Annotated in this window: 24 protein-coding genes; 12 read left to right on the forward strand and 12 right to left on the reverse strand. The window is 54.7% G+C overall.

Features of this window, described 5'->3' with window-relative positions:
- Positions 1-208: transposase domain-containing protein (locus J2T57_RS03330; RefSeq protein ID WP_253474220.1), on the forward strand; the 208-nt coding region annotated here is incomplete at its 5' end.
- 387 nt (positions 209-595) lie between these two features.
- Here the strand turns inward: J2T57_RS03330 and speB are convergent.
- The 10 genes from speB to J2T57_RS03375 all read right to left on the reverse strand — a co-directional run bounded on the left by speB (position 596) and on the right by J2T57_RS03375 (position 9,312).
- A complete protein-coding gene (gene speB / locus J2T57_RS03335; RefSeq protein WP_253474224.1) occupies positions 596-1,585 on the reverse strand; it encodes an agmatinase in 990 nt (329 codons plus the stop codon).
- Between the two features lie 37 nt (positions 1,586-1,622).
- Positions 1,623-2,603: an ABC transporter ATP-binding protein gene (locus J2T57_RS03340; protein WP_436262680.1), complete on the reverse strand. Its 981-nt coding sequence runs from the start codon at positions 2,601-2,603 to the stop codon at positions 1,623-1,625.
- Positions 2,600-3,637 carry an ABC transporter ATP-binding protein gene (locus J2T57_RS03345; RefSeq protein ID WP_253474227.1) on the reverse strand — a complete coding sequence of 346 codons (1,038 nt, stop codon included), beginning with the start codon at positions 3,635-3,637 and terminating at the stop codon, positions 2,600-2,602. The genes J2T57_RS03340 and J2T57_RS03345 overlap by 4 nt, the downstream gene beginning before the upstream one ends.
- Before the next feature lie 83 nt (positions 3,638-3,720).
- Positions 3,721-4,593, reverse strand: coding sequence for an ABC transporter permease (locus J2T57_RS03350; RefSeq protein WP_253474230.1), 873 nt, complete (start codon positions 4,591-4,593; stop codon positions 3,721-3,723).
- A gap of 52 nt (positions 4,594-4,645) precedes the next feature.
- Entirely contained in the window at positions 4,646-5,587 is a 942-nt protein-coding gene (locus J2T57_RS03355) for an ABC transporter permease (RefSeq protein WP_301289114.1), read from the reverse strand.
- 56 nt (positions 5,588-5,643) lie between these two features.
- Positions 5,644-6,333, reverse strand: coding sequence for a cysteine hydrolase family protein (locus tag J2T57_RS03360; protein WP_253474236.1), 690 nt, complete (start codon positions 6,331-6,333; stop codon positions 5,644-5,646).
- Entirely contained in the window at positions 6,326-6,946 is a 621-nt protein-coding gene (locus J2T57_RS03365) for a nitrile hydratase subunit alpha (protein WP_253474239.1), read from the reverse strand. Before J2T57_RS03365 ends, J2T57_RS03360 begins: the two co-directional genes overlap by 8 nt.
- Before the next feature lie 21 nt (positions 6,947-6,967).
- A complete protein-coding gene (locus J2T57_RS22345) occupies positions 6,968-7,252 on the reverse strand; it encodes an SH3-like domain-containing protein (RefSeq protein WP_366519062.1) in 285 nt (94 codons plus the stop codon).
- The gene (locus tag J2T57_RS03370) at positions 7,249-7,587 is read right to left on the reverse strand and encodes an SH3-like domain-containing protein (protein ID WP_253474242.1); all 339 of its coding nucleotides are present in this window, start codon (positions 7,585-7,587) and stop codon (positions 7,249-7,251) included. The genes J2T57_RS22345 and J2T57_RS03370 overlap by 4 nt, the downstream gene beginning before the upstream one ends.
- A 144-nt stretch (positions 7,588-7,731) precedes the next feature.
- The gene (locus J2T57_RS03375) at positions 7,732-9,312 is read right to left on the reverse strand and encodes an ABC transporter substrate-binding protein (RefSeq protein WP_253474245.1); all 1,581 of its coding nucleotides are present in this window, start codon (positions 9,310-9,312) and stop codon (positions 7,732-7,734) included.
- A gap of 567 nt (positions 9,313-9,879) precedes the next feature.
- On the opposite strand from J2T57_RS03375, the gene J2T57_RS03380 reads away from it, so the two are divergent.
- From J2T57_RS03380 to J2T57_RS03430, 11 genes are all read left to right on the forward strand, one after another.
- A complete protein-coding gene (locus J2T57_RS03380; RefSeq protein WP_253474248.1) occupies positions 9,880-10,905 on the forward strand; it encodes a GlxA family transcriptional regulator in 1,026 nt (341 codons plus the stop codon).
- A 178-nt stretch (positions 10,906-11,083) separates the two neighbouring features.
- Positions 11,084-12,085 (forward strand): TRAP transporter substrate-binding protein, encoded by a 1,002-nt coding sequence (locus J2T57_RS03385; RefSeq protein WP_253474251.1) that lies wholly within the window; start codon positions 11,084-11,086, stop codon positions 12,083-12,085.
- A 68-nt stretch (positions 12,086-12,153) separates the two neighbouring features.
- On the forward strand, positions 12,154-12,657 hold the full coding sequence (locus J2T57_RS03390) for a TRAP transporter small permease (RefSeq protein WP_253474254.1): 504 nt from the start codon (positions 12,154-12,156) through the stop codon (positions 12,655-12,657).
- Entirely contained in the window at positions 12,654-13,934 is a 1,281-nt protein-coding gene (locus tag J2T57_RS03395; protein WP_253474258.1) for a TRAP transporter large permease, read from the forward strand. The genes J2T57_RS03390 and J2T57_RS03395 overlap by 4 nt, the downstream gene beginning before the upstream one ends.
- Before the next feature lie 26 nt (positions 13,935-13,960).
- Positions 13,961-14,974: a proline racemase family protein gene (locus J2T57_RS03400; RefSeq protein WP_253474261.1), complete on the forward strand. Its 1,014-nt coding sequence runs from the start codon at positions 13,961-13,963 to the stop codon at positions 14,972-14,974.
- Between the two features lie 552 nt (positions 14,975-15,526).
- A complete protein-coding gene (locus J2T57_RS03405; protein WP_253474264.1) occupies positions 15,527-16,174 on the forward strand; it encodes an OmpA family protein in 648 nt (215 codons plus the stop codon).
- A 309-nt stretch (positions 16,175-16,483) separates the two neighbouring features.
- Positions 16,484-18,001, forward strand: coding sequence for a DUF2868 domain-containing protein (locus tag J2T57_RS03410; protein ID WP_253474267.1), 1,518 nt, complete (start codon positions 16,484-16,486; stop codon positions 17,999-18,001).
- The gene (locus tag J2T57_RS03415; RefSeq protein WP_253474270.1) at positions 17,998-19,491 is read left to right on the forward strand and encodes a DUF3482 domain-containing protein; all 1,494 of its coding nucleotides are present in this window, start codon (positions 17,998-18,000) and stop codon (positions 19,489-19,491) included. Before J2T57_RS03410 ends, J2T57_RS03415 begins: the two co-directional genes overlap by 4 nt.
- A 189-nt stretch (positions 19,492-19,680) precedes the next feature.
- Positions 19,681-20,733 carry a 2,3-diaminopropionate biosynthesis protein SbnA gene (sbnA, locus tag J2T57_RS03420; protein WP_253474273.1) on the forward strand — a complete coding sequence of 351 codons (1,053 nt, stop codon included), beginning with the start codon at positions 19,681-19,683 and terminating at the stop codon, positions 20,731-20,733.
- Positions 20,734-22,584 carry an FAD/NAD(P)-binding protein gene (locus J2T57_RS03425; protein ID WP_253474276.1) on the forward strand — a complete coding sequence of 617 codons (1,851 nt, stop codon included), beginning with the start codon at positions 20,734-20,736 and terminating at the stop codon, positions 22,582-22,584.
- Positions 22,544-24,001, forward strand: a complete 1,458-nt coding sequence (locus tag J2T57_RS03430) for a type III PLP-dependent enzyme domain-containing protein (RefSeq protein ID WP_253474279.1) — start codon at positions 22,544-22,546, stop codon at positions 23,999-24,001. Before J2T57_RS03425 ends, J2T57_RS03430 begins: the two co-directional genes overlap by 41 nt.
- Positions 24,002-24,063: 62 nt before the next feature.
- On the opposite strand, the gene J2T57_RS03435 is transcribed toward J2T57_RS03430, so the two are convergent.
- Together J2T57_RS03435 and J2T57_RS03440 are read right to left on the reverse strand one after the other, a co-directional pair.
- Positions 24,064-24,615 (reverse strand): peroxiredoxin, encoded by a 552-nt coding sequence (locus J2T57_RS03435; RefSeq protein WP_253474282.1) that lies wholly within the window; start codon positions 24,613-24,615, stop codon positions 24,064-24,066.
- 104 nt (positions 24,616-24,719) lie between these two features.
- Positions 24,720-25,679: a calcium/sodium antiporter gene (locus J2T57_RS03440; RefSeq protein ID WP_253474285.1), complete on the reverse strand. Its 960-nt coding sequence runs from the start codon at positions 25,677-25,679 to the stop codon at positions 24,720-24,722.
- Between the last annotated feature and the right edge of the window lie 14 nt (positions 25,680-25,693).

Consider the following 25,693-nt stretch of genomic DNA (forward strand, 5'->3'; position numbering starts at 1 on the left):
TGGGCGCAAGAATTATCTCTTCGCCGGTTCCGACCGTGGTGGGGAAAGTGCTGCGCTCGTCTACAGCCTCATCGGCACGGCCAAGCTCAACGGCAACGACCCTTATGCCTACCTGCGAGCCGTAATCGCGCGCGTAGCCGACCATCCCATCAACCGCATCGAAGAACTGCTGCCCTGGAATCTGCCAGAGCTTCGTCCGGCGGACTGATCGCAACGCACATCGTCAAGGCGGTGTTGCCCGGACGCTTACGCCCTATCTATGTACGCCGCAGCTTGCACAGCCCACCGGCGGCTTCCTTAGGTGGCGGAAACCCCCTTGGTAGGCGGTTACGACTGAGTGCTTACCTTCAGAACGCGACTGAGATATCTTGGTAACCGCTAAATTATGTGACACCAGAGCCAGTCGAATAATCGAGAAACGAATACAATGAGGATTGGCAATACAGGAAAAGCGCGTTGTCTGGTCTGCGGCACGGAAATCAGCTCGTATGCAAAGACATGCCCCAAATGCAGAACCCCTCAGCCTCACAAGACGCTCGAAGGCTCGTTACAAGGCTTTCTTATCATATGCATCATCACAATTGTGGCACTATGGTTATTCTTTCAAGTTTTTAACACCTGACTCACTTAACAGGCAAAGCAGCTCATACATTAGGGTAGCACCCACTAGTGCCGTATTTCCGCTTGAATCAAAAGGAGGCGCAACCTCGACGACATCAGCACCAACCAGAGGTAATCCACGCAATCCACGTAGAAGTTGGAGAGCCTCGCGAGTTGAAATACCCCCAACCTCTGGTGTTCCGGTTCCTGGAGCAAAGGACGGATCAAGCGCATCTACGTCGAAACTCACATACGCAGGTCGATTATCAATTACGCGGCTTATCTCCCGGAGAACTCCGGCAACCCCGAGTTCCATAAATTCCTCCATGAAGATCACGCGCATTCCCTTTGCCAACGAATACTCCCATCCTTCCGCAGTGTTCTGCGCACCACGAATTCCAATCTGAATTGTCCTTTCCGGATCAATTAGCCCCGCGTCTGTCGCCAGCCGAAACGGCGCACCGTGATGAAATTTCGATCCTTTGTGAACACCCCAGGTGTCCGTGTGCGCATCAATGTGCACCAGTCCAAACGGCTCGTCACGATAAAGCCCCTTAAGAATAGGATAGGTGATTGAGTGATCACCCCCCGCACTTAACGGCAATACATTTTCCATTCTAAGCGCATGATAAAAATCATAAATCTCTTCCGCGACCGCCTCTAGGTCATAAACTGAAGAGAAGGTCACATCACCCACATCTGCAATCCGGCGAACTGAGTACGGATCAAACTTGGTTACATGGTGAATTGTCCGCATCATGCTCGACGCATTTCGAATCTCCCTTGGCCCATGCCGCGCGCCCGGCCTGTTCGTTACCCCGCCATCAAACGGAACCCCCACCAATGCGATGTCACAGCTGTCCAGCGACTCAACCATCGGACACCTGAAAAATGTACTTGCCCCCTTATATCTAGAGTCCATCATCGGTACTGTCGTCCGCCCGGTAACAATGCACTTCTCTTCGTAAAAATCTTTAATGCTCACGAAACCTCCAGAACCCAAAACATTTGCCATCAAACTTCTAGACCAAATGACAAGCCACACAGTGCCCAGGAGCAACTTCACGCAACACCGGCTCCTCCTCGAAACATTGGGCAACAGCAACAGGGCATCTTGTATTAAAGTTGCAACCAGTGGGTGGCTGCATAGGGCTAGGTACATCTCCCTTCAACAGGCTTCTTCTCCTCCTGAGTCGCGGATCCGTCACCGGCACAGCCGCCAAGAGTGCTTTCGTATAAGGATGTTGAGGCCTGCTGAACACGCTATCCCTATCCGAAAGCTCGACAAGTTTGCCCAGATACATCACACCTATCCGATGGCTAATATGGCTAACCACCGCTAGGTCATGGGCTATGAACAAATACGAAAAGCCAAACTCTTGCTGCAAATCCTTCATCAAGTTAATAACCTGCGCTTGTACAGACACATCCAGCGCAGATACTGGCTCATCAGCCACAATCAACTCAGGATTGAGAGCGAGCGCACGAGCGATCCCCACTCGTTGTCTCTGTCCACCAGAAAATTCGTGAGGATAACGCTGGGCCGACTCAGGACGTAAACCCACTTTTTCCAGCAACCCTAGAACTTTGTCACGCCTATCAGACTTAGAGAACGATTCAGTAAAGTTATCTAAAGGTTCCGCGACTATGTCTTCTACGATCATCCGCTGATTAAGTGACGAATATGGATCCTGGAAAATTACCTGCATGCTTCTTCTAAACGGTTGCAGCTCCTTCCGAGATAAAGGGACAAGATCGACCCCATTAAGCTTTATTTGACCTCCTGTCGGTTCTAAAAGCTTTAAAATCAATCTTCCAAGCGTGGATTTACCACAACCTGATTCCCCCACTAAACCAAGAGTCTCGCTTCTGTTTAAGTCAAAAGAGACTCCGTCCACGGCATAGACACTACCTACCTGCAATCCAAGCAAACCGCCCTTTACGGGGAAGTATTTCTTCAATTCAGTAACCTCAAGCACGGGCATATCTTCTTTCTCTTTCACTTGCTCCACCTTGGCAGTGCGCGACTCTCCCAACACGCAACCTGATGCCCAGCTTCCAACTCCATTAACTCTGGCCTATTGGAATTACAATTTTCAACCGCAAACTCACATCGATCACTGAATGCACACCCAGGCGGAAGATTGCTAACCGCCGGCACAATGCCCCGAATTTCATGTAACCGCTGATCAATCCCACTCTCTTGTAAAGAGGAAAAACTCGGCATCGCCCGCATCAATCCACGCGTGTATGGATGAGCCGGATTCTCAAATAGTTGCATAACCCCTGCTTCTTCAACTTTTCGACCTGCATACATGACTGCAACACGGTCCGCTATCTCAGCGACAACCCCCAAATCATGCGTAATGAGAATGATAGCGGTGCGAAACTCGCTTCGAACCTCCTCCAGCAAATCCAGAATCTGGGCCTGAATGGTCACATCAAGGGCTGTTGTGGGCTCGTCCGCGATAAGTACGCTCGGTTGGCAAGAGAGTGCCATGCCTATCATGACTCTCTGCCTCATTCCCCCAGACAACTGATGGGGATACTCCCTTAGCCTTTTTTCCGCTTCTGGAATATGGACTCGCTTCAAAACTCTTCTCGCTTCGACCCATGCAGCCTTTCGATTCATTCCCCTATGGAGCATGACAGCCTCAACAAGCTGGTCCCCGATTGTAAGCACCGGATTAAGAGAACTCATTGGATCTTGAAAAATCATTGATATTTCATTGCCGCGAATTCCGCGCATTTCCCGGTCTGTCAAGGCAAGTAGATCCTGCCCTTTGAAAAGTATTCTTCCTGATGCGTACTTCACCGACATTTCCGGAAGCAAACGCATAATGGATAGGGCCGTTACACTCTTTCCACAGCCAGACTCCCCCACCACCGCGAGAATCTCCCCTGGGCGCAAAGACAAACTGACACCGTCTACTGCCTTAGCGACTTGACAATCATTAAAAAAATAGGTTGATAAACTCTCCACCTGTAAAATCGCATCATCCGTTGTTGGACAGCTTAAACAATCGTCTTGAAACACGTCATTATCCTTCGAATAGTTTTAACGGGAGAAGTCCGCCACTAAGAACCTTTTTTAAAACCAATTTTTTTGAAAAGCACCCCTCACATACGAGGTCGCATTCGCGGATCTAAATGATCTCGTAGTCCATCTCCAAAAACATTAATTGCGAATACGGTGAGGGCGAGAAACAGGCCCGGGAAGGCTATAATGTGCATATTATCCAAGAAATGGATGCGCCCTTCCGCCATGATATTACCCCAGCTTGGGATCTCCGGTGGTGTTCCAGCGCCCACAAAACTCAAATAAGCCTCAAATATGACCGCCTGAGCACATATGTATGTCGCTTGTACAATTAACGCAGGCATCGCATTCGGCAGGATATGTCGAACAAGTATACGTAATGTCGAACTCCCCGACGCGATCGCTGCATGAACATAGACTTGATCCCTAAGAGTTAAAACGATCGATCTAACCAAACGGGTAACTCGGGGAATTTCTGGAATAACTAACGCCAAAATCACACTCGGCACGCTGCTGCCCCACAATGCGACCAGTGCAATTGCCAAAAGAATCGCAGGTATCGACATAAGCGCATCGAACACTCTCATTACAATCGCGTCGACGCTTCTAATGAATCCGGCAAGCAATCCGAAGATTAACCCTATAGTAGTTGCAAAAAAAGCAACCGATACGCCCACAATCAGAGAGATTTGTCCACCGTGCAAAACACGACTAAACATATCCCGGCCGTACATGTCCGTCCCGAACAAATACGATGCAGAAGGCCCTTGCAATCTGTCCATAGGCGTCTGTCGCGTCGGTTCAGCAAGGCCCAGCCACGGAGCAGAAAATGATAGGAGAACCATAATCAGAAGGACGATGACCCCAAAGAGCATCGATGGATTCTTCGCCCAAGCGAACCAACGGGATCGCGCTACGACAGGCGTCTTATCTACGCCGCCATCGCCTTCCAACGATCTTATCAAGCCCATTCGATTAGTCACTCATTGTTGAGATACAGTATCGTTAATATTTAATCCTTGGATCAAACAATACGTAGCTCAGATCAATCAATAAATTGAGGAACACGTAAATTAAAGAGAACAAAAGAATCATTCCCTGAATGACTGGATAATCTTTTCTTAACACAGCATCCACAGTAAGCCTTCCCAAACCAGGTATCGCAAACACACTCTCAGTGACCACAACGCCGCCGATCAGCAGTGCGATACCGAGGCCGATTGTCGTAACAATTGGGACCATCGCGTTCTTCAGGCCGTGCCTTATCAGCACCTTGTGAGTCGGCAATCCCTTCGCGAAAGCGGTCCTGATATAGTCCTCGCTAAGCACATCGAGCATCGTGGCACGTGTCATGCGGGCTATAAGTGCAACAAAGACCGCGCCAAGGGTAAGCGCGGGCAGTGCGAGATGCATTAATGCACTTCCGGGGTCTTTGAAAATACTTCTGTAGCCTTGTGTGGGAAAAATCTCGAGACTAACTGAGCCAATGTATATAAGCACATAGCCAAGCACGAATGCGGGTACTGAAAAGCCCAACACTGCGAGCGACATAATGGTCTTGTCTATCCACGTGTTGCGCTTCCAGGCAGCGAGGACTCCCATCGGTATCGCAAATGTAATCGCGATCAAAATAGTAAGAAGTGTCAATATCAATGTGGGCTCAATTCTTTGAGCAATTAGTCGAGTCACATCCTGCCCTGAGTAGATCGATTTACCGAGATCACCCTGAGATACACTGTGTAACCAGGATAGAAACTGCGTATGAAGCGGTCTCTCCAGCCCAAGCGCTCTTCTTATTTCCTGAACCTGTTCTGGCGTCGCGAAGTTACCTGCTATTATCTCCGCAGGATCACCGGGGCTCATATGTAATAGCATAAAGACGAAGAACGCCACAAACAGCATGACGGGAACTGTCGCAAGCACTCTCCTAAATAAGTAGCCGTACATAGATAATTCGCTCCATGCCCGTCAATTCGGATTCACGGAAATCATTTTTTTTCGAGTTATTCAGGAAGAGATTTTATCGCTTTTATTAGTACACTAGCCCGTACAGTACACCCAAATATCCCGGTTTCTGTGGTAATCATATCAATCGCTTTCTGATGTTTGTCGACAGAGACGGCGCCACATGCATCTTCCACAACGAGGCAATTGAAACCCCTGTCAATTGCCTCACGCACTGTAGAGTGAACGCATACTTCAGTAGTAACACCCGCGATAATCAGGTTCGATATACCTCTACTCCGCAGATGTGTCTCCAGATCAGAACAGAAAAACGTTCCCGTTCCCGGCTTATCAATCACTCGTTCATCCTTTAGCGGAGCGAGTTCCGGAAGTATTTCCCAACCAGGTTCTCCGCGGATCAATAATCTCCCTAGCGGCCCCACGGCTCCCACACCATCACCATTCTGTCGGCTCCTCCATAGTTTGTATGACGGGATATCGCTCAAATCTTCGGCATATCCTTCCCGGGTGTGTACGATGTGTATGCCCTTGGAGCGAAAAAGACTCAGTAAGCTCTTCACCGTCGGAATAGCCGCCCGGATACTCGTAAGATCATAACCCTTTCGTGCCACATAGCCTTCGGGATCACAGAAATCTCGTTGCATATCGATAACGATGAATGCAACGCTCTCCCTTACCAGCTCCCCCTCATGTGGAAAAACAAACGGAAACGCCGACACTTTAGCCATGGAAAACGCCTTCCTGTGGAAGTCTCATTCCGATCAGCACGTCCCGCGACACCAATCGTGCTAGCTTGTTGAGGTCATATTCTTCTGTACCAATCGGCCGCATCGGAAGCACGAAGTAACGCATGTCTGCTGTACTGTCGACCACCCTAACTTGCGTATTCGACGATAGGTGAGTGCCAAACTCGGCAAGTACTTCCCGCGGCTCCCGTACGACCCTTGAACGATAAGCCTTGCTCTTGTACCAGGAAGGCGGTAACCCAAGGAGAGCGCGGGGATAACAGGAGCAAAGGGTGCAGACAATCACGTAATGTACGTCGTCGCTGGCAGGTAGAATTCTCAAGTCGTGTGATGCATCGTATTTGATACCCTCACCCTTGATGGTTTCTATAGGGTTGGACAACAAGCGATTGCGAAACTCATGGTCTGTCCAAGCCAGAGAAACTAGACGCGCACCAGCTTCTGATGAGCGACTCTCCATATCATCGATTTGCGCCCATATTTCAGGGTCTGATATTAATCTTCGTTCAATTAAAATATTGGACACTGCCTTTTCAAGGTAATCAAACTCTGTATTCCTTTTTTCATCATTACCTAAGGGATGCGTATGACTCATAAACCCCTCTCATTATTTTTGTTAGAGTTCGACTTTAGAAGAATCATCGCGCTCTAACCAGTGTTCATACAAATCGACTACCACGCTATCTACAGAAGAATTCCCCCACAGAGTCTCAACATCGAAAGCAACCGCATAGAGCCGCTGACTTCTGGGCGGCCTCATTTCTGCGATATCCTCTGCACAAGGATAAATAGAGTAACAGCAAACCACTATCCCACACTTTTCAACAACATAATTCGGAAGCCGAAGATGGCCAGGTCTTTTCGGCTTTCTTACCCTTACACGACTACCAGTAGGAATCATTCCGTGGCTCTTTTTTCTGTGCTTTTTAGCCGCTCTACTTCTTTTTCGATAGACGCAGCATCTAGAACACCCTTTTCAATCAAAAGTACGCAGACCCCATTCAGCCATTTTTCATAGTAAGATGCACTTTCTAATATTTCAGGCGGCAACCTCTCTATCGCGTAGCGGTGCTCATCCATCGTGAATAATTTGCGATCACCTTTCGTTAAGCAGAAGACTAAAGCATCGACACGTTTCTCACTGAGAGTCAGTGGCTTTTCCTTCTTGTCAATAGCTCCCGCCTGATGGCCTCCCAGATTGTGCGCACCACTAGGTTCCTTTAAGGCTTTTATCATTCGATGACACTCCGTGATAGCGTACAATTTCCAGAGCTCTTTACGCGTTTTCCGGAAATTCTCTCAGTTACAATCTTTCTATTAGCGCGAGCCGTCATAAGGGCAGACGACTCGCGCTACTCCCTAGCAATGGAGCAAGTGAACCTAATCCACCATCACATTCCAAAAAAACGGTACTGGTGAAGATATGAACCCCTGGAGGTTACTCCTATACGCAGAAGGCTGAACCCATTGACCAACAGGCAGATAGATGCCGAAATCGTAGAGTGCCTGATGTAACTGTTCAGTTATGGCAGGGCGCTCTTCATCGCTTGCGCGGGCCCAGTCCAGACGCAACTGATCGATTTCTGCGTTCTCTGGCCAACCGAACCAAGACCCATCGTCAGTAGTTACCGCGACATTGCTTATTGGGTTGAGTACGTCTGCACCGGTCCACCATGTTCCGAATAGCGACCACCCCCCCTCCTCGACCGGACCACGGTTCGTCCGAAGGGAGAAGACGCTTGCCCAGTCGGTGGCACGTAACTGCACATTCATCCCTATATCCCGAAGCGCTTGCGCTGTCACGGTCGCCAACGCATGCATTGGCGCAAGGTCTGTTGGATCGAGGATAACGACACGCTCCCCTTGATAGCCGGCCTCTTCGAGCAGCGCGCGAGCTTTTTCTAGATTTTTGCCATTCGAATTCTCAGCACCAGTCTCGACTCCATAGGTCGTACCGCAGACGAAAAACGATCCACAATGGTCCACGAAGTACTCTGGATTGCCGACCATGGTGTACATGTAATCCCGCTGATCGGTTGCGTAATAGAGAGCTCTTCGAACGAGTTCATTATCAAAGGGAGGTTGAAGGAAATTTGGTCGCAACATGGCGTGCGCGCCAATTGGATCCAAAACCTCTACAATAATATCGTCATGCCGTTCCAGTTGGCCGATCAGATCGATTGGAGGCATTTCATAGAAATCCACCTCTCCTCTTCGAAGTGCTGACACAGCTGTTTGGGCATCGGGAATGTAATACCATTCCACGCGATCGACATGAACGACTTTGCCACCCGCTGCTAGACTGGCAGGTTCATCCCGAGGAACGTATCCGTCAAACCGCTCATAAACGGCTCTGTTACCTGGCTCATATTCCGACTCTACGAATACGAATGGCCCAGAACCGATAACGTCTGTAATTTGCTCATTTGGAGAGACGTTTGCGAGGCGCTCCGGCATCATAAAAGGAACGTTGCTTGAGAGCTTTCCAAGCGACTCCAATACAAGTCCATATGGTTCGTTTAAGGTAAGAGTAAACGTGGCATCGTCTACAACGTCCAAGCTTGACGTAAACCGCATGAGCATCCTGCCCATTCCGTCACGCGCACCCCAGCGCCTTATGGATGCTACGCAGTCTCGGGCAGTCACGGGTTCGCCGTCATGCCATATCAATCCCTCTCGGAGCGTGAAAGTATACTGCAAACCATCATCACTGACGCTCCAGGTGTCTACCATCTGAGGCTGGACTTCCAAATTCTCGTCTAGTGCAAACAAGGTATCCCAGACCATATAACCATGGTTTCGAACTATGTATGATGTTGTCCATATTGGGTCAAGCTGACTAAAATCTCCGTTGGGCACATAGCGAATCACTTTCAAATCAGAAGCCACGCTATTTGATAGTGAGGCCCCCATTAATATAATTAAAAAAGCGAGTACAGTAGCGAGCCTATTCTTGCGCATGCCTTTATCCTTGTATCAGTACTTATTCTCGTAGTGACCAACTACAATATAAGAATCCCTACATTAGGTGAGGCGTGTTTTTCGAAATGACTTTTGACACGCAGACTTGGTGCATGCAAGACAGGTGCCATTCTGGAACCTGCCCGCCTGATAAGGTTTTTCCAGAATAGATCTATGCAGCGTGACAAGCCGTCCAGTCCGCAAGGAGGTGAAACCGCACCAAAAGCGGGCGACGCGCATCTAGTTGGTGCATCAAACTGTATGGCAGGTTTGAGTTCCTATGGATTGCGAGGTGCCTTGTGGGGATGGGTTGCATGGTCCGGGTTTGCGATACAGTGCCTCCAACCGGCTCGAGGATTAGTGGCCGCTCGAAAGTTCAAGGCGTCGCCTCTGCACATGGAGCGGTGGTAGATACGGGAGTTCTTAAACACCGAATTGCAAGCGGTTCGCATCCGTCTTGAGCCGGGTGATGGCTTGCATCCGATCAATGCATTAAGGCAGTTGTGAGAGGCCGCCGCGCACTGCGGCATATAATTCAAATCTACGTCCTCATAGAGGCACCCGGGTATGGCACGACAGCCTGGCAATCTTGACGCTCCATTACGCGTCGGTCTGATTCTGCAGGAGTGCTTCACGCTCAACGCTTTCGCAGGGTTTATCGATTGCCTCAGACTAGCGGCCGACAAGGGCGGACGCAGCCGCCCCATCAATTGCGCCTGGCAGATCATGGGGGAGAGCGCTATAACCGCGAGTTGCGGCATGCGGGTTGTACCAGACACCGACATGACTGATCCCCGAGCTTTCGACTACATCGCTGTCTGTGGGGGTAACGCCTACCTTGATCCGCGAGAAGGACGTGGCCTGCATTCGTATCTGCGCCAGGCGGCATCGGAGTCCGTGCGGCTGGTGGGTATCTGCACCGGCACCTTTACTCTGGCCCGCGCCGGCCTGATGAACGGCTATCGCGCGTGTGTCCATTGGAATGTCTACGACGACTTCCGCGAGGAGTTTCCGCATATACGTGCCGTACCAGACCGACTATTCCTGGATGCGGGAGCCCGCATCACCTGCGCGGGCTCCAGCGGCGCCACCGATCTTGCGCTCCACCTCGTACGCCGACACTGCGGCGCCGACAAAGCCGCCCAGGCCATTCGGCACATGATGCTTCAGGAGGCTCGTCCGGCAAGTCACCCACAGGCACATTTCTACGCCGACCTGGCTGATGTCCGGGATAGCCGGGTCCGCCGGGCAGTCCATTTCATGGAACAATCATTGAACGAGAAGTTGACAACGGCGCAAATCGCTGCCCACGTCAACGTGTCATCACGGCAACTCGAACGCGTATTTCATGCCGCGCTTGGGGTCGCGCCATTAAGCTATTTCCGTGACATGCGACTGCGCTACTCACGCTGGCTATTGCAGCACTCTGAAGCGCATATTGCCGAGATCGCCGCTGAGGTTGGATTCGCCGATGGTGCCCATTTCGCGCGGGCCTTCCGCGGACGATACGGCCAGCCTCCGCATGCGGCACGCAGTCAAACCACGTCGATGTACGGGGCCGCCGCCGCGGACGCTCCCCGGATCACACTATAATGAAGTACTGAACCTGTCATTCCACCCTGACGCCACGCCAAATGACAGCATGTCCATGGTGTCGGTTTTTTACAATTTCGTGCCGGTTTTATTCTCGTCACTGCAACGATAGCCCTCTAGCCTCGACAGAGTCAGGCTTTCACTGAGAGCCCACAGGACACCTTCCAGGAGGCGAGACATGCACAAGAAACTATTTCTGAACCAATTGTTTACCGGGTTGATGGGAGCATCCGTCCTCGCGTTTGCCGGTGGCACGGCCGCCGACACGATCAACATGCGGGCCAACACCATCGGAGCCGAGGGCGGTATCCAGATGGAAGGACTGCGCACGCTTAAACAGGTCGTGGAGGACCGCACAGGTGGTCAGGTCAATATCCGCCTCCACCACTCCGGTGCCCTCGGTGATCAGGAGAGTGATCTGGAGTCGCTGCGTGCCGGTACGCTGGACATTTCCACCATCGAAACACCCATTACCTCCGTCGATCCCGTGCTGGGCCTGCTATCCCTGCCTTATCTGTTCCGTGATCGAGAGCATGTAGAGGCAGTCCTGTCAGGACCCGTGGGCGACGAATTCCGGGAGAGACTCCAGGAGCGAGGATATCGAGTACTGGGTTTCTACGAGGGTGGTTTCCGACACATCACCAACAGCCGCCGCCCGATCGTGGAACCAGATGATCTTCGCGGTGTAAGGATGCGCACACCCGGCAGCCCTCTGCGCATCCGCATATTTAACCACTACGGTGCCGACGCCGCCCCGTTGCCGTATCCGGAACTCTATTCAGCACTCCAGACAGGCGTATTCGATGGTCAGGAGAACCCGTTGGTTGAAGTTCGGGCGAGTCGCTTCTACGAGGTTCAGGATTATCTTTCGCTCTCCGGTCACGTTTACACCGTGGGCTTCATTCTCATGGGCGAGGAACGCTTCCAGTCGTTACCGGAAGACGTTCAGCAAGCGCTGCTTGAGGGCGGCGAGGCCGGAGGTGCCGCAACGGTTGCCTTTGGGCGAGAAGCCGACGAGAGCGTGGTAGAGCTTGCCGAGGGGCGCGGAATGCAGGTGAACGACGTCAATCTGGACGCGTTTATCGAAGCCTCATCTGTCATCTGGGACGATGAGGCAGAGCGCCTCGGCGGAAGTGCCGCCGAGCTGATAGAGGCCATCGTCAACACCGAAACGCCATAAGGATATAGCACGCACCGGGGGCATAAACCCGGTGCGTGCATCATGCCTCCAGTCCACGGACAAGTGACATGATAGACCGCGTTTTCGAGGCGATCTCTGCGCTGCTACTGGCTGCAACAGTCGTGATCACCTTCCTCACGGTTATCTACCGCTACGTCATTCAGAGTTCGCTTCCGTGGTCCTATGAAGTGTTGCTAGGCCTGCTCGTGTACCTCACGTTCTTCAGCGGTTTCCTCGCACTGCGTCAGGGTGCTCATCTGCGGATCGACGTGCTGGTCTCTCACATGCCCATGCGCCCCCAAATGGTGATTTACCTTTTCAACCAGTCGGTGATCATCGGTGTCGCAGTAGTGATGGTGATATGGGGCACGGAGCAGGCGATGAACTTTAGCGACCGCACCTCGCTGATGCTCGACATTCCGATGACCGTGTTCTACGCGATCATCCCGCTCTCCGGCGCCGCGATGACTCTGGAGTGTCTGCGACAGATCATTGTCGCGGTGGGCGCATATAGGCGGGGCCAACCCCCCTATCCCGCTGCCAACAAGGCCTCCCAAGGAGCAGAACCGTGACCCTCGCGCTGGTGCTTCTGCTGCTGCTCGGCTCCATCGGTCTCGGCCTCCCCATCGCCTTTGCCCTGGCCGCAGTATCTATCTGCGTGCTGGCCTTCAGCGGCGCCGATCTCTCTATCGTTGCCCAGCGGCTTTACCGGGGAACCAACTCCTTCCCGCTGCTCGCGGTACCGCTTTTCATACTTGCGGGCAGCATAATGAACCATAGCGGCATATCGGCCCGACTAGTCGATTTCGCCCGCACGCTTGTGGGCGCAATGCGCGGCGGCCTGGCTGCAGTGAACGTGGTCACGTCCATGTTCTTCGCCGGGATGAGCGGCACGTCCATGTCGGACACCGCGGCCGTGGGTGGGGTCATGATCCCCCAGATGATCAAGCGCGGCTATTCCCGCGCATTCACCGCAGCGGTCACGGCTTCGTCCAGCACCATTGGAGTCATTATCCCGCCCAGTGTGCCGATGGTCATTCTTGCCGCCTACATGGGCATATCCACGGGGGCGCTATTCGCCGCCGGCATCGTATCTGGCCTCCTGCTCGGCGTTGGCCTGATCGCAGTCGCGTGGATCGTGTCGATTCGCCGTGGGTACCCGGCAGAAGAGCCGTTCCGGGTAGGACCTGTCTTCCGCACTTTCATCAGCGCAGCACCCGCACTCATGATGCCGGTCATCGTTCTCGGCGGCATTCTCGGTGGCATCTTCACGCCCACCGAGGCGTCGGCAATCGCGGTGGTCTACGGGATAGTCATCAGCATGACCGTCTACCGTTCATTGAGTATCCGGCAACTCTATCGCGCGTTCGTCGAGAGCGCGGTGCTCACCGGCGCGGTGATGCTGGTCACTGCCACAGCGCACGTGCTGGGCTACACATTTACCTACGCTGCGCTCGCCGACACCCTGCTGATACCGATCAGCCAGATGGACATGGGGCCGGTCGTCCTGCTGGTCGTACTGGCGGTGGTCTTGATCCTCATAGGCACCTTCCTTGATGGCATCGCCATGATGTTCATCGTAGTGCCACTGTTCCTCCCGGCGACCCAGTTGCTGGGCATACCTCCACTGCAGTTTGCCATGGTGGTGATGATCTGCTGGGGCATCGGACAGCAGACGCCGCCTGTCGGCGCTGCCCTTTTCATTACCAGTGTCATAGCCCGCGTCGACGTCCTGCGTATCACTTACGCCAACATCCCTTTCATCGCGGTGATGGTCGTCGTGCTCGCTCTTGTGATCGCCCTGCCCGAGTTGATCGTGCTCGGCGTACCCAATTGGCTGGGCCTTTAGCCCGATTCGAATCGAGGAATTCGCACATGCGCAAGAACCATTTCATCGACGTCATCTACACACACACCGAGGGTGAGCCTACCTGCATCATTCACAGCGGGATTCCCTACCCCTTCGGCACGGATATCCTTGAGAAGCGCGCCTTTCTTCAGGAAAATCTGGATTTCGTGCGCACCGGCCTGATGCGAGAGCCCCGAGGCCATCAGGACATGTTTGGCGTCTTTCTAACACCTCCGTCCACACCCGACACCGACGCCGGGATGCTGTGGATCGACGGCGAGCGATTTGTGGAGATGTGCGGCCACGGCACCATTGCACTCTCCATGGCGATGGTCGCCCAGAACCTAGTGCTTCCAGATCCATCCGGGCTTACACGTATCCGATTCGAAACGCCACCAGGCCTCGTCGTCTCAGAGGTGAAAAGTGAAGGGGAAGACGTGTTGTGGACGCGTTTTGAGAACGTTCCTGCCTTCGTATTAGAGCAGGACATTCCCATTGACTTACCCGGATACAGTGGACTGATGGCAGATATCGTCTTTGGCGGAAACTTCTTCGCCATCATCCGGATTCCAAAGGAGAAACGCCCCATCTGCCCGGAAAACGGCAGCGCCTTCTCCGAGCTTGGCCAGATGGCCAAGGAGCAGATCAACGCCAAACTCGACGTCCGTCATCCAACCGCGCCACACATAAGCAAGGTACATTTCGCTACCTTCTGGCACGAGGGCGAACACGCCGACTCGCTCTACCGGAACGTACATGTCTTCTCCAACGGTAAGCTGGATCGTTCGCCCGGCGGAACCGGCACCAGCGCGATGATGGCCATGTTCGAAGCCCGCGGCGGAATCGGTCTGCACGAGAAAATCCGATCGGAGGGTTTACTAGGCAGTGGACGTTTCGAGGGTGAGTTAGTGGGCGAAACCAAGGTTGGCTCTCTGCGCGCCGTGCGACCAACTGTGAAGGGCACAGCCGAAATCATTGGCTACGCCAAGTGGCTCATCGATCGGCGCGATCCAGTCGGAGATGGCTTCGTCATCTCATAGCAGATCGAAGTCGAATCCGCCGCACCTGTTGAGTCTCAGACACGCCCAATAGGCCGCCACCGCATTGCGTTGGCGGCGGCCTGTTTGATACAGGCACGGCGGAGCCAGCAATGGTATGAGTCGGGGAGCGATAGAGGCTTAACCGATCAGTTCGGCATGGGGTTCTACCCCGTTTCCACGGACGGTATGTGCCCAAGCGCACAGATCCGAGATCAACCAGGTGTTTAGGCTCTTCCACGACAGGCAGGTCGGGATGACGCCGAAGGCTGCCATCCCGCCGCAATCGCGGACTCAGCGACGCGGACTTCCGGCAATGGACGTGCGACACACGACCACGCTAACGCCTCTGAGCCTGGCTCCGGAATGCGGGCCGCATGCAGCCGGAGAATCGGGCTGGATTGGGCCATACGACCGCAAAGCAGCATCCATATACGCCAACGATGGAATGTCATGAAACCCCGATGAGAATTCATGGTGAACACGCAAGACTGCGTATAAAGTCTCGCGGTCTCAACCGAGACAGCCAGCATTTAACCTAGAAGGAGGTTGATCATGGCGACGGGGATCAAAGGGTTGGGGGTACTTTTCTGTGCTGGCATGGGTGCGATGTTGCTTGGCAGCATCAGCGCGCAGGCCCTCGCCGAGGGAGATCGCAGCAAGTACTGGATCGAGCCGAACAGCGGCGAGGTCTGGCGCCTGAACGGACAGTGTCTGACGGTCCCCGGGTGGACAGAGTCGGATGCGATTGCCGAGTGCCACCCCGAACTGGCAGACGCCGCGGCAGCGCCCCAGGCGCAGCCACGCGTCGAGACGCGTTTCGAGACGGAGAGTGCGTCGGCACTGTTCGGCTTCAATGACAGCCAGTTGACCAACCAGGGCCGAGAGGCCATGCGCCGCGCGGTGCGAACGGCAGAGGGGGAGCGCATCGAACGTGTGCGTGTGGTTGGCCATGCCGATCGTATCGGACGCAGCGATTTCAACGACCGCCTCTCCATGGCGCGTGCTCGGACCGTGAGCGAATACCTCGGCAGCCTCTCCACGCTGCAGGGCGTTGAGATCGAGCACGAAGGTGTTGGCTATCGCGTGCCGGTGGTGGACTGTGACGAACAGGCTCGCGACGCACTGATCGAGTGCCTGGCGCCCAATCGACGGGTCGAGTTGGAAATCACCGTGCGTCGGGAAGTGCCGGTTCAGCAGTAAGCCTGTCCAGGCAGAGGGACACTTCCCTCTGCCTGTTCGCTGCCCTTCGTCGTCAAGTTGCCAGTGCTCCGAAACGCGCCTACCCAGGGAAATTCTGTTCTATTCGCAGGTTCGCGCTCGAATCAATTCTGGCAACCTGGCCAGGCGCAGTGACGATTCGGTAGCCGTCGACCGGGCCGCCAACGCACCAGGGGCGACAACGGGCCGAGCCCACGCGGTTGGCATCGCATTTCGCCGGAGCCCGGTAACAAGTTAGTCTGTATCCAATTTCAACGCCGTTTTCGATTCGCGTGCGCCGGACCGACTCGCTTGACTTCAAATTACCTCCGTTCCGTGCTGCTGGCCGAAGCATTGCGACACCATCAACGTGGCGCCAGCTTGCTGCTGGAAGATACCGACGCGCGTGACCAGGCCTTTCGTCAGGACAGCGGTGCCTGCGGACAGCTGCTGACCTGGGTGGAATGCCTCGCCGTCACCCCACGCCTCAAGGCGGCCCTCCAACGGCTGCATCGAGGCTTAATCATTGCGCTCCTCACCCCTGTCCTCCTCGGGCTGGCTGCTGGCATGTCCAGCGCTGGCGTCGCTCTCGGCAACCCGGCTGCCGGGCCCACCAATCTGCTGACCCTGTTCGCCACGTTGATTGCGGTGCCCACGCTCTTTCTCCTGGCATGGCTGTTGATCACCCTGTTTACGTTGCGACGTGTCTCCGGCCGACCGCGCGATGGACAGGTCGGTTGGTTTGGGGATGCACTCATGGCCCTTGCCGCTGCCATTGCCTCACTGGGCCCCGCATCATCAGCCGAGCGGGAGGACCGTCGGGCGATCGCACGCGCAATGATCGCGATGACCGGGAGCGGCTCATTGCGCCGTTGGGCGTTCGGCCTTGTCTCCCACGGTGCCTGGCTGGCGTTCGCGCTGGGGGCGTTGTTGGTCTGCGCGATTCGTCTCACCGGCGAGCAACATGATTTCGTCTGGGGCACCACGCTGCTGGCTGACGAGCAGGCGATCAATCTGATTCAGGCGCTCGCATGGTTGCCAGACTTGCTGAACCTGCCCGCACCAACGCCGGACATGGTCGCGGCGGCACGTCTGGGTACGGAGACTGATGCCTCCGACCGACAGGTTTGGGGCCGATTCATCCTGGTGATGCTCATTCTGACCACGATAGTGCCCCGGCTGTTGCTGACCGTTGTGTGCGCCCTGCGGAGCCGCTGGCTACTAGGCAGGCTGTCGTTGAATCTCGGCCACACTTTTTATCAGCGGGCGCTGCTGGAGCTGCGGCGACACCCGCGACAGCCGGATGGACCACCCCCGGCGGACGTGCTCTACCGGCCAGGCGGCAGCATTGAGGCACGCAGCTTTGGTCCCGCAGAGTATGTTGCCGTGCTGGGACTCGAGCTGGATGACAGCGGGCGATGGCCACCCCCCGTAGAACACTGGCAAGGCCTCGATCTGGGCCACATTGCCAGCCGAACCGAGGCCCGCCGGGCTCTCGCCGACTTGGCCGCACTCAGACCCGCCCCGCGCTTCGTGGTCGTCATGGCATCCATGATCCGTAGCCCGGATCGGGCCGCGATGGATCTGCTCTCCAGTGTGGCCCGGGCTGCAGGCGTGCCGGTTCTCCTGTTGCTGCTGAACGGCGAACGCCTTGAGCAACGCGAAGAAGACCGGGCACAGCGCCTGCGGGACTGGGCCGAACGGGCGCGACGCTCCAGCGTGCAGGGTGTTCGCGAAAGCAACTGGGACGACCTCCCGTCGTTAACGCGCCACAGGCTGGAAGCCGCGCTTGGCGGCGATCGCAGCGCCAGTGGAACCACCACCCCATGAGCGACAACCCGCATCCCATCCACTTGCTGGTGGCCGGCCATACCAATGTCGGCAAGACCTCATTGCTGCGCACGCTTGGACGCAGCACCGGCTTTGGTGACGTATCGCCCTCACCATCCACCACACGGCAAATCGTGCCGATAGAGCTGATCAGGACCGAGACACTCACCCTGACTGCCTACGACAGCCCGGGGCTGGAAAACGCCGGACGCCTGCTGGAGCAGTTGGACGACCAGACCAAAAACAGCCGCGACCAGTCTCAGGCCATCCGTGACCTACTTGCGACACCCTCGGCACGAGAAGACTTCGAACAGGAATGCCGGGTGCTCGCCCAGGCCTTGAAGAGCAACGCCTGCCTGGCGGTGCTCGACGCCCGGGAGCCGGTGCTCGAGAAGTACCTGGATGAATTGCTTCTGCTTGCCCGCTGCGGGCGCCCCCTGCTGCCCGTACTCAATTTCACGGTCAGCCAGGAGAGCCTGGAGCAGGAATGGCGGGAACGCCTTGCCACCATTGGTCAGCACGTGGTGATCGCCTTCGATGCGGTGGTCTACAGCATGGAATCGGAGCGCCGACTCTACCGGGGGTTGGCAACCGTACTACCGGATGCGGAATCTTCTCTGGAGACGCTGATCCAGCAACGCGAGAGCGACAGCGACTGGCGACTCGAGGCCGCCACACACGCCCTCTCCGAGGGTCTCATCGAGATTGCGGCGTGCCAGGAGCTCGCCCCGGCAAATCAACCCAGGGCACTCGCCTCCGCGGTGGACCGACTCACGCGCTACGTAGAGGTGCGGGAACGGCGCATGACGAAGGAAATTCTAGAGGCATTCAACTATGCCCCAGACATCCTCGGCAACGCCCTCCATCCGGACTACACGGACACAGGTCGCTGGAGCCTGCCGCCATTCTCGCGGGAGGCGGCCCGCTATTACGGCATCCGGGCGACCGGGCCAATCGGTGCGGGTGCTGTCGTCGGCAGTACGCTGGATATTGCCACCGGCGGTACCCTGCTCGGCGCAGGCACCGCTACGGGAGCCCTTGCCGGAGGCCTGATCAGCGCACACAGGGCGCTGTTGCGAGCCGGACGCAAATTGCTACGCCAACAGGAAACAGTGGCGCCGAATGACACAGTGCTGAACCTCATCGCCACCAGAAACCTGCAACTCATTACAAGCCTGCAGAGCCGAGGCCATGCCAGTACGAAACTTTTGAATTTGCCGCAGCCGGGCAAGTGGACTGCATTGGGTGACAGCTTGCCTACGCCGTTGCGAAGGGCAAGGGAGATGCCAGCCTGGTCGGATTATCAGAGCACCGCGGAAACCCTGACCAATCAGAACAAACAGCCTTCGTCAGGCATCGCCGTGGCCATGCAGAGCGCACGCCTGGCGAGTCGAGACCAGGCCAGGGAACATGCCATCGCGCGCCTGAAGGAGCATCTCCTGGACACCATGGAATCACAGGCTGGCGCGGGGTCTACTGCCGGGCGGTGATATTGCGTATCAGGGAGCGCCCGTTCCAGACGGGGTTGGGTGTGAACCGCTCCGTGCAGTAACGGACAGTTCTTCCATACGAAATCGCGTACACATCACACTGTACGCAAGCCACTCTGCGCGCAGCGATGCGATGTCCCAGAACCGCTCAACCGATAACCCCGCGCGTAATGGATCCAGGGTATCACCATGACACTTGAAGCCGGCGTTCTATCGACTATCGGCAATACGCCCCTCGTCGTACTCAAAAACCTGTACCCGACGGCGTCGACGGTAATCTACGGGAAACTTGAAATGCTGAATCCCGGTGGGAGCACCAAGGATCGAACAGCGCTTCTGATGTTATCCAAAGCCATGGAAAACGGAGAAATCGATCACAATACGACGGTTATTGAATCAAGCTCGGGCAATATGGCTATCGGTCTCGCCCTGATCTGCCGATACTTCAACCTGAACCTTATTGTGGTGACCGATCCCAAGATCAACCAGCACACCATTGCTATCCTGCAGGCCTACGGCGCTCACATCGATCGAGTAACGGAAGCGGACCCCGGCGGCAACTACATCAACAAAAGGCTGGCCCGGGTCCGACACTTGCGCAATGCCATACCGAACAGTTACTGGCCCAATCAGTATTCGAACGCCCTAAACCCCCAAGCCCACCATCAAACAATGAGCGAGATCGTCGCTTCCTGTCCCGAGCCCCCCGACTACATTCTCGTTGCAACGGGTACATGCGGCACATTAATGGGCTGTGCCAGCTATGTACGCGAACATCACCTGAAAACGAAGATTGTAGCGGTGGATGCCATGGGGAGCACAATCTTCGGGCACTCCAAAGGCAGGCGGTTGATACCCGGTCACGGATCAGGCCGAAAATCCGATTTTCTTGACGAATCCTGCATTGAGTATGTCTTCCGTATGTCCGATCACGATTGTGTCGTAGGCTGTCGGCGCCTGCTCCAGCGTGAATCCATACTTGCGGGCGGCTCGGCTGGTGCTGTCGTCATGGCTGCCGAGAAAATCCAGCCTCTCGTACCGAAGCACTCAACCTGTGCGCTCATTTTCTCCGATAGTGGGGAGCGCTATCTCGACACGGTTTACAATGATTCCTGGGTTGAGGAGACGTTTCATACAAAACACAAAACGGAACCCGTCCAATCGGGACCGATCTGCATCAGTAAATCCCGGCCTGAAGTGGTGGAGAAGCACGACACCCTCGCCGCGCAACAAGCGACGTAAATGAGGAACACCAACGCCACGCGGAAAGTAGCGATACTCGGTGGTGGTCCGAAAGGGCTTTACGGCTTCGAGCGGCTAGCAGCTTGGCTGAATGCCAATCAGCCATCAGAACGAATCGAAATTCATATATTCAACAAATCGGCGTCTTTCGGGGCTGGCCAAAACTACAGAGCGGATCAACCGGCGTACCTCCTCATGAACAACCCGGCGGGAGACGTCAATATGTGGAGCAGAAAGAACCCGCCCCCTGTAGTCCCGGAACCGATGACCCTCACCGAATGGCTGCGCCGGGAAACAGGTCTGGACTACTCAGAAAACGACTATGCCACCCGCGCCATGGCTGGCCGCTATCTTTCACATGGCTTCACCTCCATCGCTAAGCACCTGCCAAGAAACGTCCATGGCAGATATATCGTGGGCGATGTTGGTGATATCGCGAAAACGTCCGGCCAATACTCACTGCGTGTGAGAAAACACGGAAGTGAACGATACGTCTGGCACAAAGATGTATATGACTACGTTCTATTGGCGACAGGCCACCCAGAAAAGCGCACATCAAAGACGTCTTTACTCTCTGAGTCCATTATAAAGGATAAAAATAAAATTATTCCGTACATATATCCCACTGAAAATGCTTTCTCATTGATCCCGCCAAACTGTAACGTTGGCATGGAAGGAATGGGCTTGACGTTCATAGACGCCACGCTGGCACTGACCGAAGGTAAAGGCGGCCGTTTCGAGCAAAACGAGCGAGCTGACGGGCTTTTATATATCCCTTCCGGAAACGAACCATCTGTCATTTACCCTTATTCCAGAACCGGCCTGCCGATGATTCCGCGCAGGAGCGTGGCGACAAATAGTTGTGAGCTACGATTCTTTACGAAGTCTGCTTTCAAGCAATCAGAGCTCTGTGAAAAACTGTCCTTTGAACATCAGATCTGGCCGCTTGTGAAGCAGGATATGATCTATGCCTACTACCGCATTGCTATCAGGAACATCAATCAGTCAGCAAGATTGGCAGACTGCGCGACCTTCGAGGACGTCGAGCGCGTTGTCTCGGAATATCATGACGATAACCCTTCCGAGCAGCGCTTCGACGTAGAAATGTTCGTCAACCCCTTGCTCGAGCCGACTCCACGAGAGTTCGCAACACACGATGATTATGTGCAGACGCTATACGGCCACTACCTGCGGGAGGCGCTGAAGGGAGAGATGTCCAGCCCGCTGGCAGCAGTTACGGCAGTCTGGCGAAAAGCATCTCCGTATTTCACAGAGTTGTACGCCTTTGGCGGTCTCACCCCCAAATCCCAACAATATTTCGATGAATCAGTTCGCGGCAAGCTCAATCGCGTTACTTTCGGCCCACCCGTTGAAAGCGCAAAGAAAATCCATGCACTAATGGATTCCGGGTTATTGAATTTTGAATTTTCCCGCAACCCGGACATATCTATTGAGAAAGACAGTGATTCCTTTATTATAACTTCCGGAACGGGCAAAAAGCGATGCGCCATTCATTATCTGGTGGACGCACGCATCCCCAAGTTCAATCTTTCTGAATATCCTGACGCCCTATTCCGGAATTTGATAGATCGTGGATTGATTACCGCCTACCAAAACAATATAGAGAATGAAGTTTATTGCACGGGGGCAGTCAATATTACTAGGGAGGGGTTTGTTATTGATAGGAAAGGCTCCATCGATCGGGGTATCGCCGTAACCGGAACACCAACCGAAGGAATTACTTTCGATAACGATACGCTTTCTCGAACTCAGAACAATTTCACCGATAATTGGGCGGAGTTCGTCAGCAATGAATACGCAATGCCCGCACGCAATCGATATGCAAACTGACAATAATTCGGAATTCCTTCCGCCGCTTACGGCTATTGCCGCCCCATGGATGACAGAATTCCTGAGCGATCCCGCATTCCTCGACGAACTGCTTCAGCAGCATGGCTCACCTATCAATATAATTCACACCGGACCTTTTGGAGAAAACTACAATTACTTAATTCAGGCTATCGATAGACATCAATTGCCTCGACTTATTTTTTTTGCTAGAAAAGCCAATCGGTGCAAAGCATTTGTGAAGGAATCCAAGCGCCTTGGCCTCGGAGTAGATACGGCAAGCTATCAGGAACTCAAAGAGTGTCTGGAGCTGGGATGCGACCCCAGGAAGCTTGTCATGACGGCTGCGGTAAAAGATGAACCGCTCATGCGCTTGGCGATTGAACATGATGTGCTGATGGTCCTGGATAACGAAGATGAGTGTCGACTTGCAAACCAGCTTTCAAAAGAACGGGGCAAATTGACAGACATTGGCGTTCGGATTAGTGGATTCCATGACGAAGGCGAGAAGCTTTACAGCAGGTTTGGCTTTGATACGGGCCATGTGCTGGAATTTATCACGTCTCGCATCGGAAAAGAGAAAGACTACGGGAGCCTGCGGTTTGATGGATTCCATTTTCACTTGAATGGGTATTCCTCAAGGATGCGGAGTGAAGCTCTTTTACAATCCATTCACCTTGCGGACAACCTGCTTACCCAAGGCATTAGAACATCGTTCATCGATATGGGCGGAGGAATTCCAGTTAACTACCTCTCCTCCTCATCTGAATGGAAAACATTCTGGAGCGAACTTGCAAAAGCAGTCCTGCGGGAACGCAGTCCGATTACATTCGGGAACACAGGTCTTGGATATGAGCTGATCAACGGTCGACTGCATGGAAAACAAAAGGTTTACCCGTACTATAACGAGTTATCAAAAGGGGATTTTCTTGACGCAGTGTTGTCGTATCAGAAAACGTCAGGTGATACACCAGCCTCGCTACTGCACGCCAAGGGAATTGAGCTTAGAATGGAGCCCGGCAGATCCTTGCTGGACCAAACCGGCCTCACAATGGCCAAGGTCGTTCACAGAAAAAGGGATTCCAATGGCGATTGGCTGATCGGCCTCGCAATGAACAAAAGCCAGCTTGGCAGCTCCAGCGCAGATTTTTTATGCGATCCGGTTTTGGTTCAGAATGATAGAGATAAAAGTCAGACGAGACCTACACCGGTCTTTTTGACTGGAGGATATTGCCTGGAGCAGGACATCATCCTCCAAAGAAAAATAGTGTTACCTTGCCTGCCTAAAACAGGTGACATTCTAGTTTTTCTCAATACAGCAGGATACCTGATGCATTTCTACGAAACCCGCTCTCATTTGTTCGAATTCGCAAAAAATCTGGTAATGGAAGAGAATTCAGGGGCGCTTGCGGTGTACTAGGGAGACACTGATTCATTCGCACGCTCGCGTTGGTATGCGTTCCCTGCAGCACCAGGCGGCGTTCACTTCAACCAGGCAAGCACGTCATCGGCATTACGATCGGGCGGAAATACCGGATAAAACACCTTCCTTATCTCTCCGTCCACAGCGATGAGCGTGAGCCGTTTGTAAAGTTCCAGGCCCGCAACGGTGAACGTTGGAACCCGAAGTGCCTCTTTTAGTTGTAGTGAAGCATCACTCAGCAGCTGAAACGGCAGGTGCAGACGGTCTCGCGCCTCACGCTGATAATCGGAGGTCTGGGCGCTCAGCCCAAAGACGTCCGCTCCTAACTTCTGGAGTTCCAGGTAATGGTCGCGGAATCCGCAGGACTGTGGGGTACACCCTCGCGCACCGGGAATGCCATCCCATCCATCTGGCAAGGGTACGTCGGGTCGCCCGGTCATTGGATAGATGTAGAGCACCCAACAACCCCGCAGGTCACCCAGATTGACGACAGTGTCGTCCGTACAGGCCAGTGCGACATCGGGAATCGCTGTCCCAACGAGATGCGCGGCGGCACCGTCATCAACCGGCCTGGGCAGGTCAGACGGTAGCTGGGATAGATTCGTAGTCATGCAACTCAGTATCTCAAAGCGGTCTGCCGATGTGTACCAGTCGGTGTAACTGGGCCCAAGCCAGGGTCGCAGACGTCACTTTTGCTACTTGATGGAAAGCGATGTCAACGGCTGAACAGGAGAAAGCTCGCGGCGACGTAGATCGCGTAGAGGCCGACCAGTGTGCCGCCTTCCAGGCGGCTGAGACGGCGTCCGGTATATAGAAATAACAGCAGCAGAACGGACGCCCCCAACATGACCCATTGGTCGAACTGCAGAATGCGCTGATGGACAGGAAGGGGCTGCAGTAGCGCGGACACGCCGAGAATGCCCAACAGGTTGAAAATGTTGCTGCCAAGGATGTTGCCGACGGCCACATCAGCGTGGCGACGAAGGGCGGCGATCACGGAGATCGAAAGCTCAGGCAACGATGTGCCGACGGCGACCAGCGTCAAGCCGATCACGGCCTCGGAAACGCCCAGCGATTCCGCAATTCCGACGGCCCCGATCAACAGCAGTTGGGATCCACCGATCAACAGCGCCAGGCCCGCGATCACCGCAACTGCGATGCGCACGGAGGAGACAGGAACGCTGGAGACTTCATCCGCCTCCGCCTTGCGAAGGTCTGCGGTCGGTGCGTCATCGGCACGCTCAGTGACGTAGGCCCAGACCAGGTAAGCCACCAGCGCCGCCACCAGGATTGCCGCATCCATGCGCGCAAGAGCGCTTCCGCCAACCAGAACAATAAACAGGACGGCAGCTGCGACGCCGGTCACAGCGTCCCGCCGCAATGCCAGCGGCCTCACCGCCAGGGGTGTGATCAGTGCGCAAATACCCAGGATCAGGAGAATATTCCCGATATTGCTGCCCACCACGTTGCCGATGGCAATATCCGGTCGCCCACTCACCGCCGCATCCACGGAAACCACCAGTTCCGGCGCGGAGGTGCCGAATCCGACGATGATCAGCCCGCTGAGCAAAGGGGAGACACCAAGACGCTTGGCGGCACCCAGCGAGCCACGGATCAACGCCTCGCCTCCCGCGGTCAGCAGGGCCACACCCAACAGCAGAAACAGAATGTTCATCGCCCACCCAAGAA

The organism is Natronocella acetinitrilica (assembly GCF_024170285.1).
GTDB classification, from domain to species: domain Bacteria; phylum Pseudomonadota; class Gammaproteobacteria; order Nitrococcales; family Aquisalimonadaceae; genus Natronocella; species Natronocella acetinitrilica.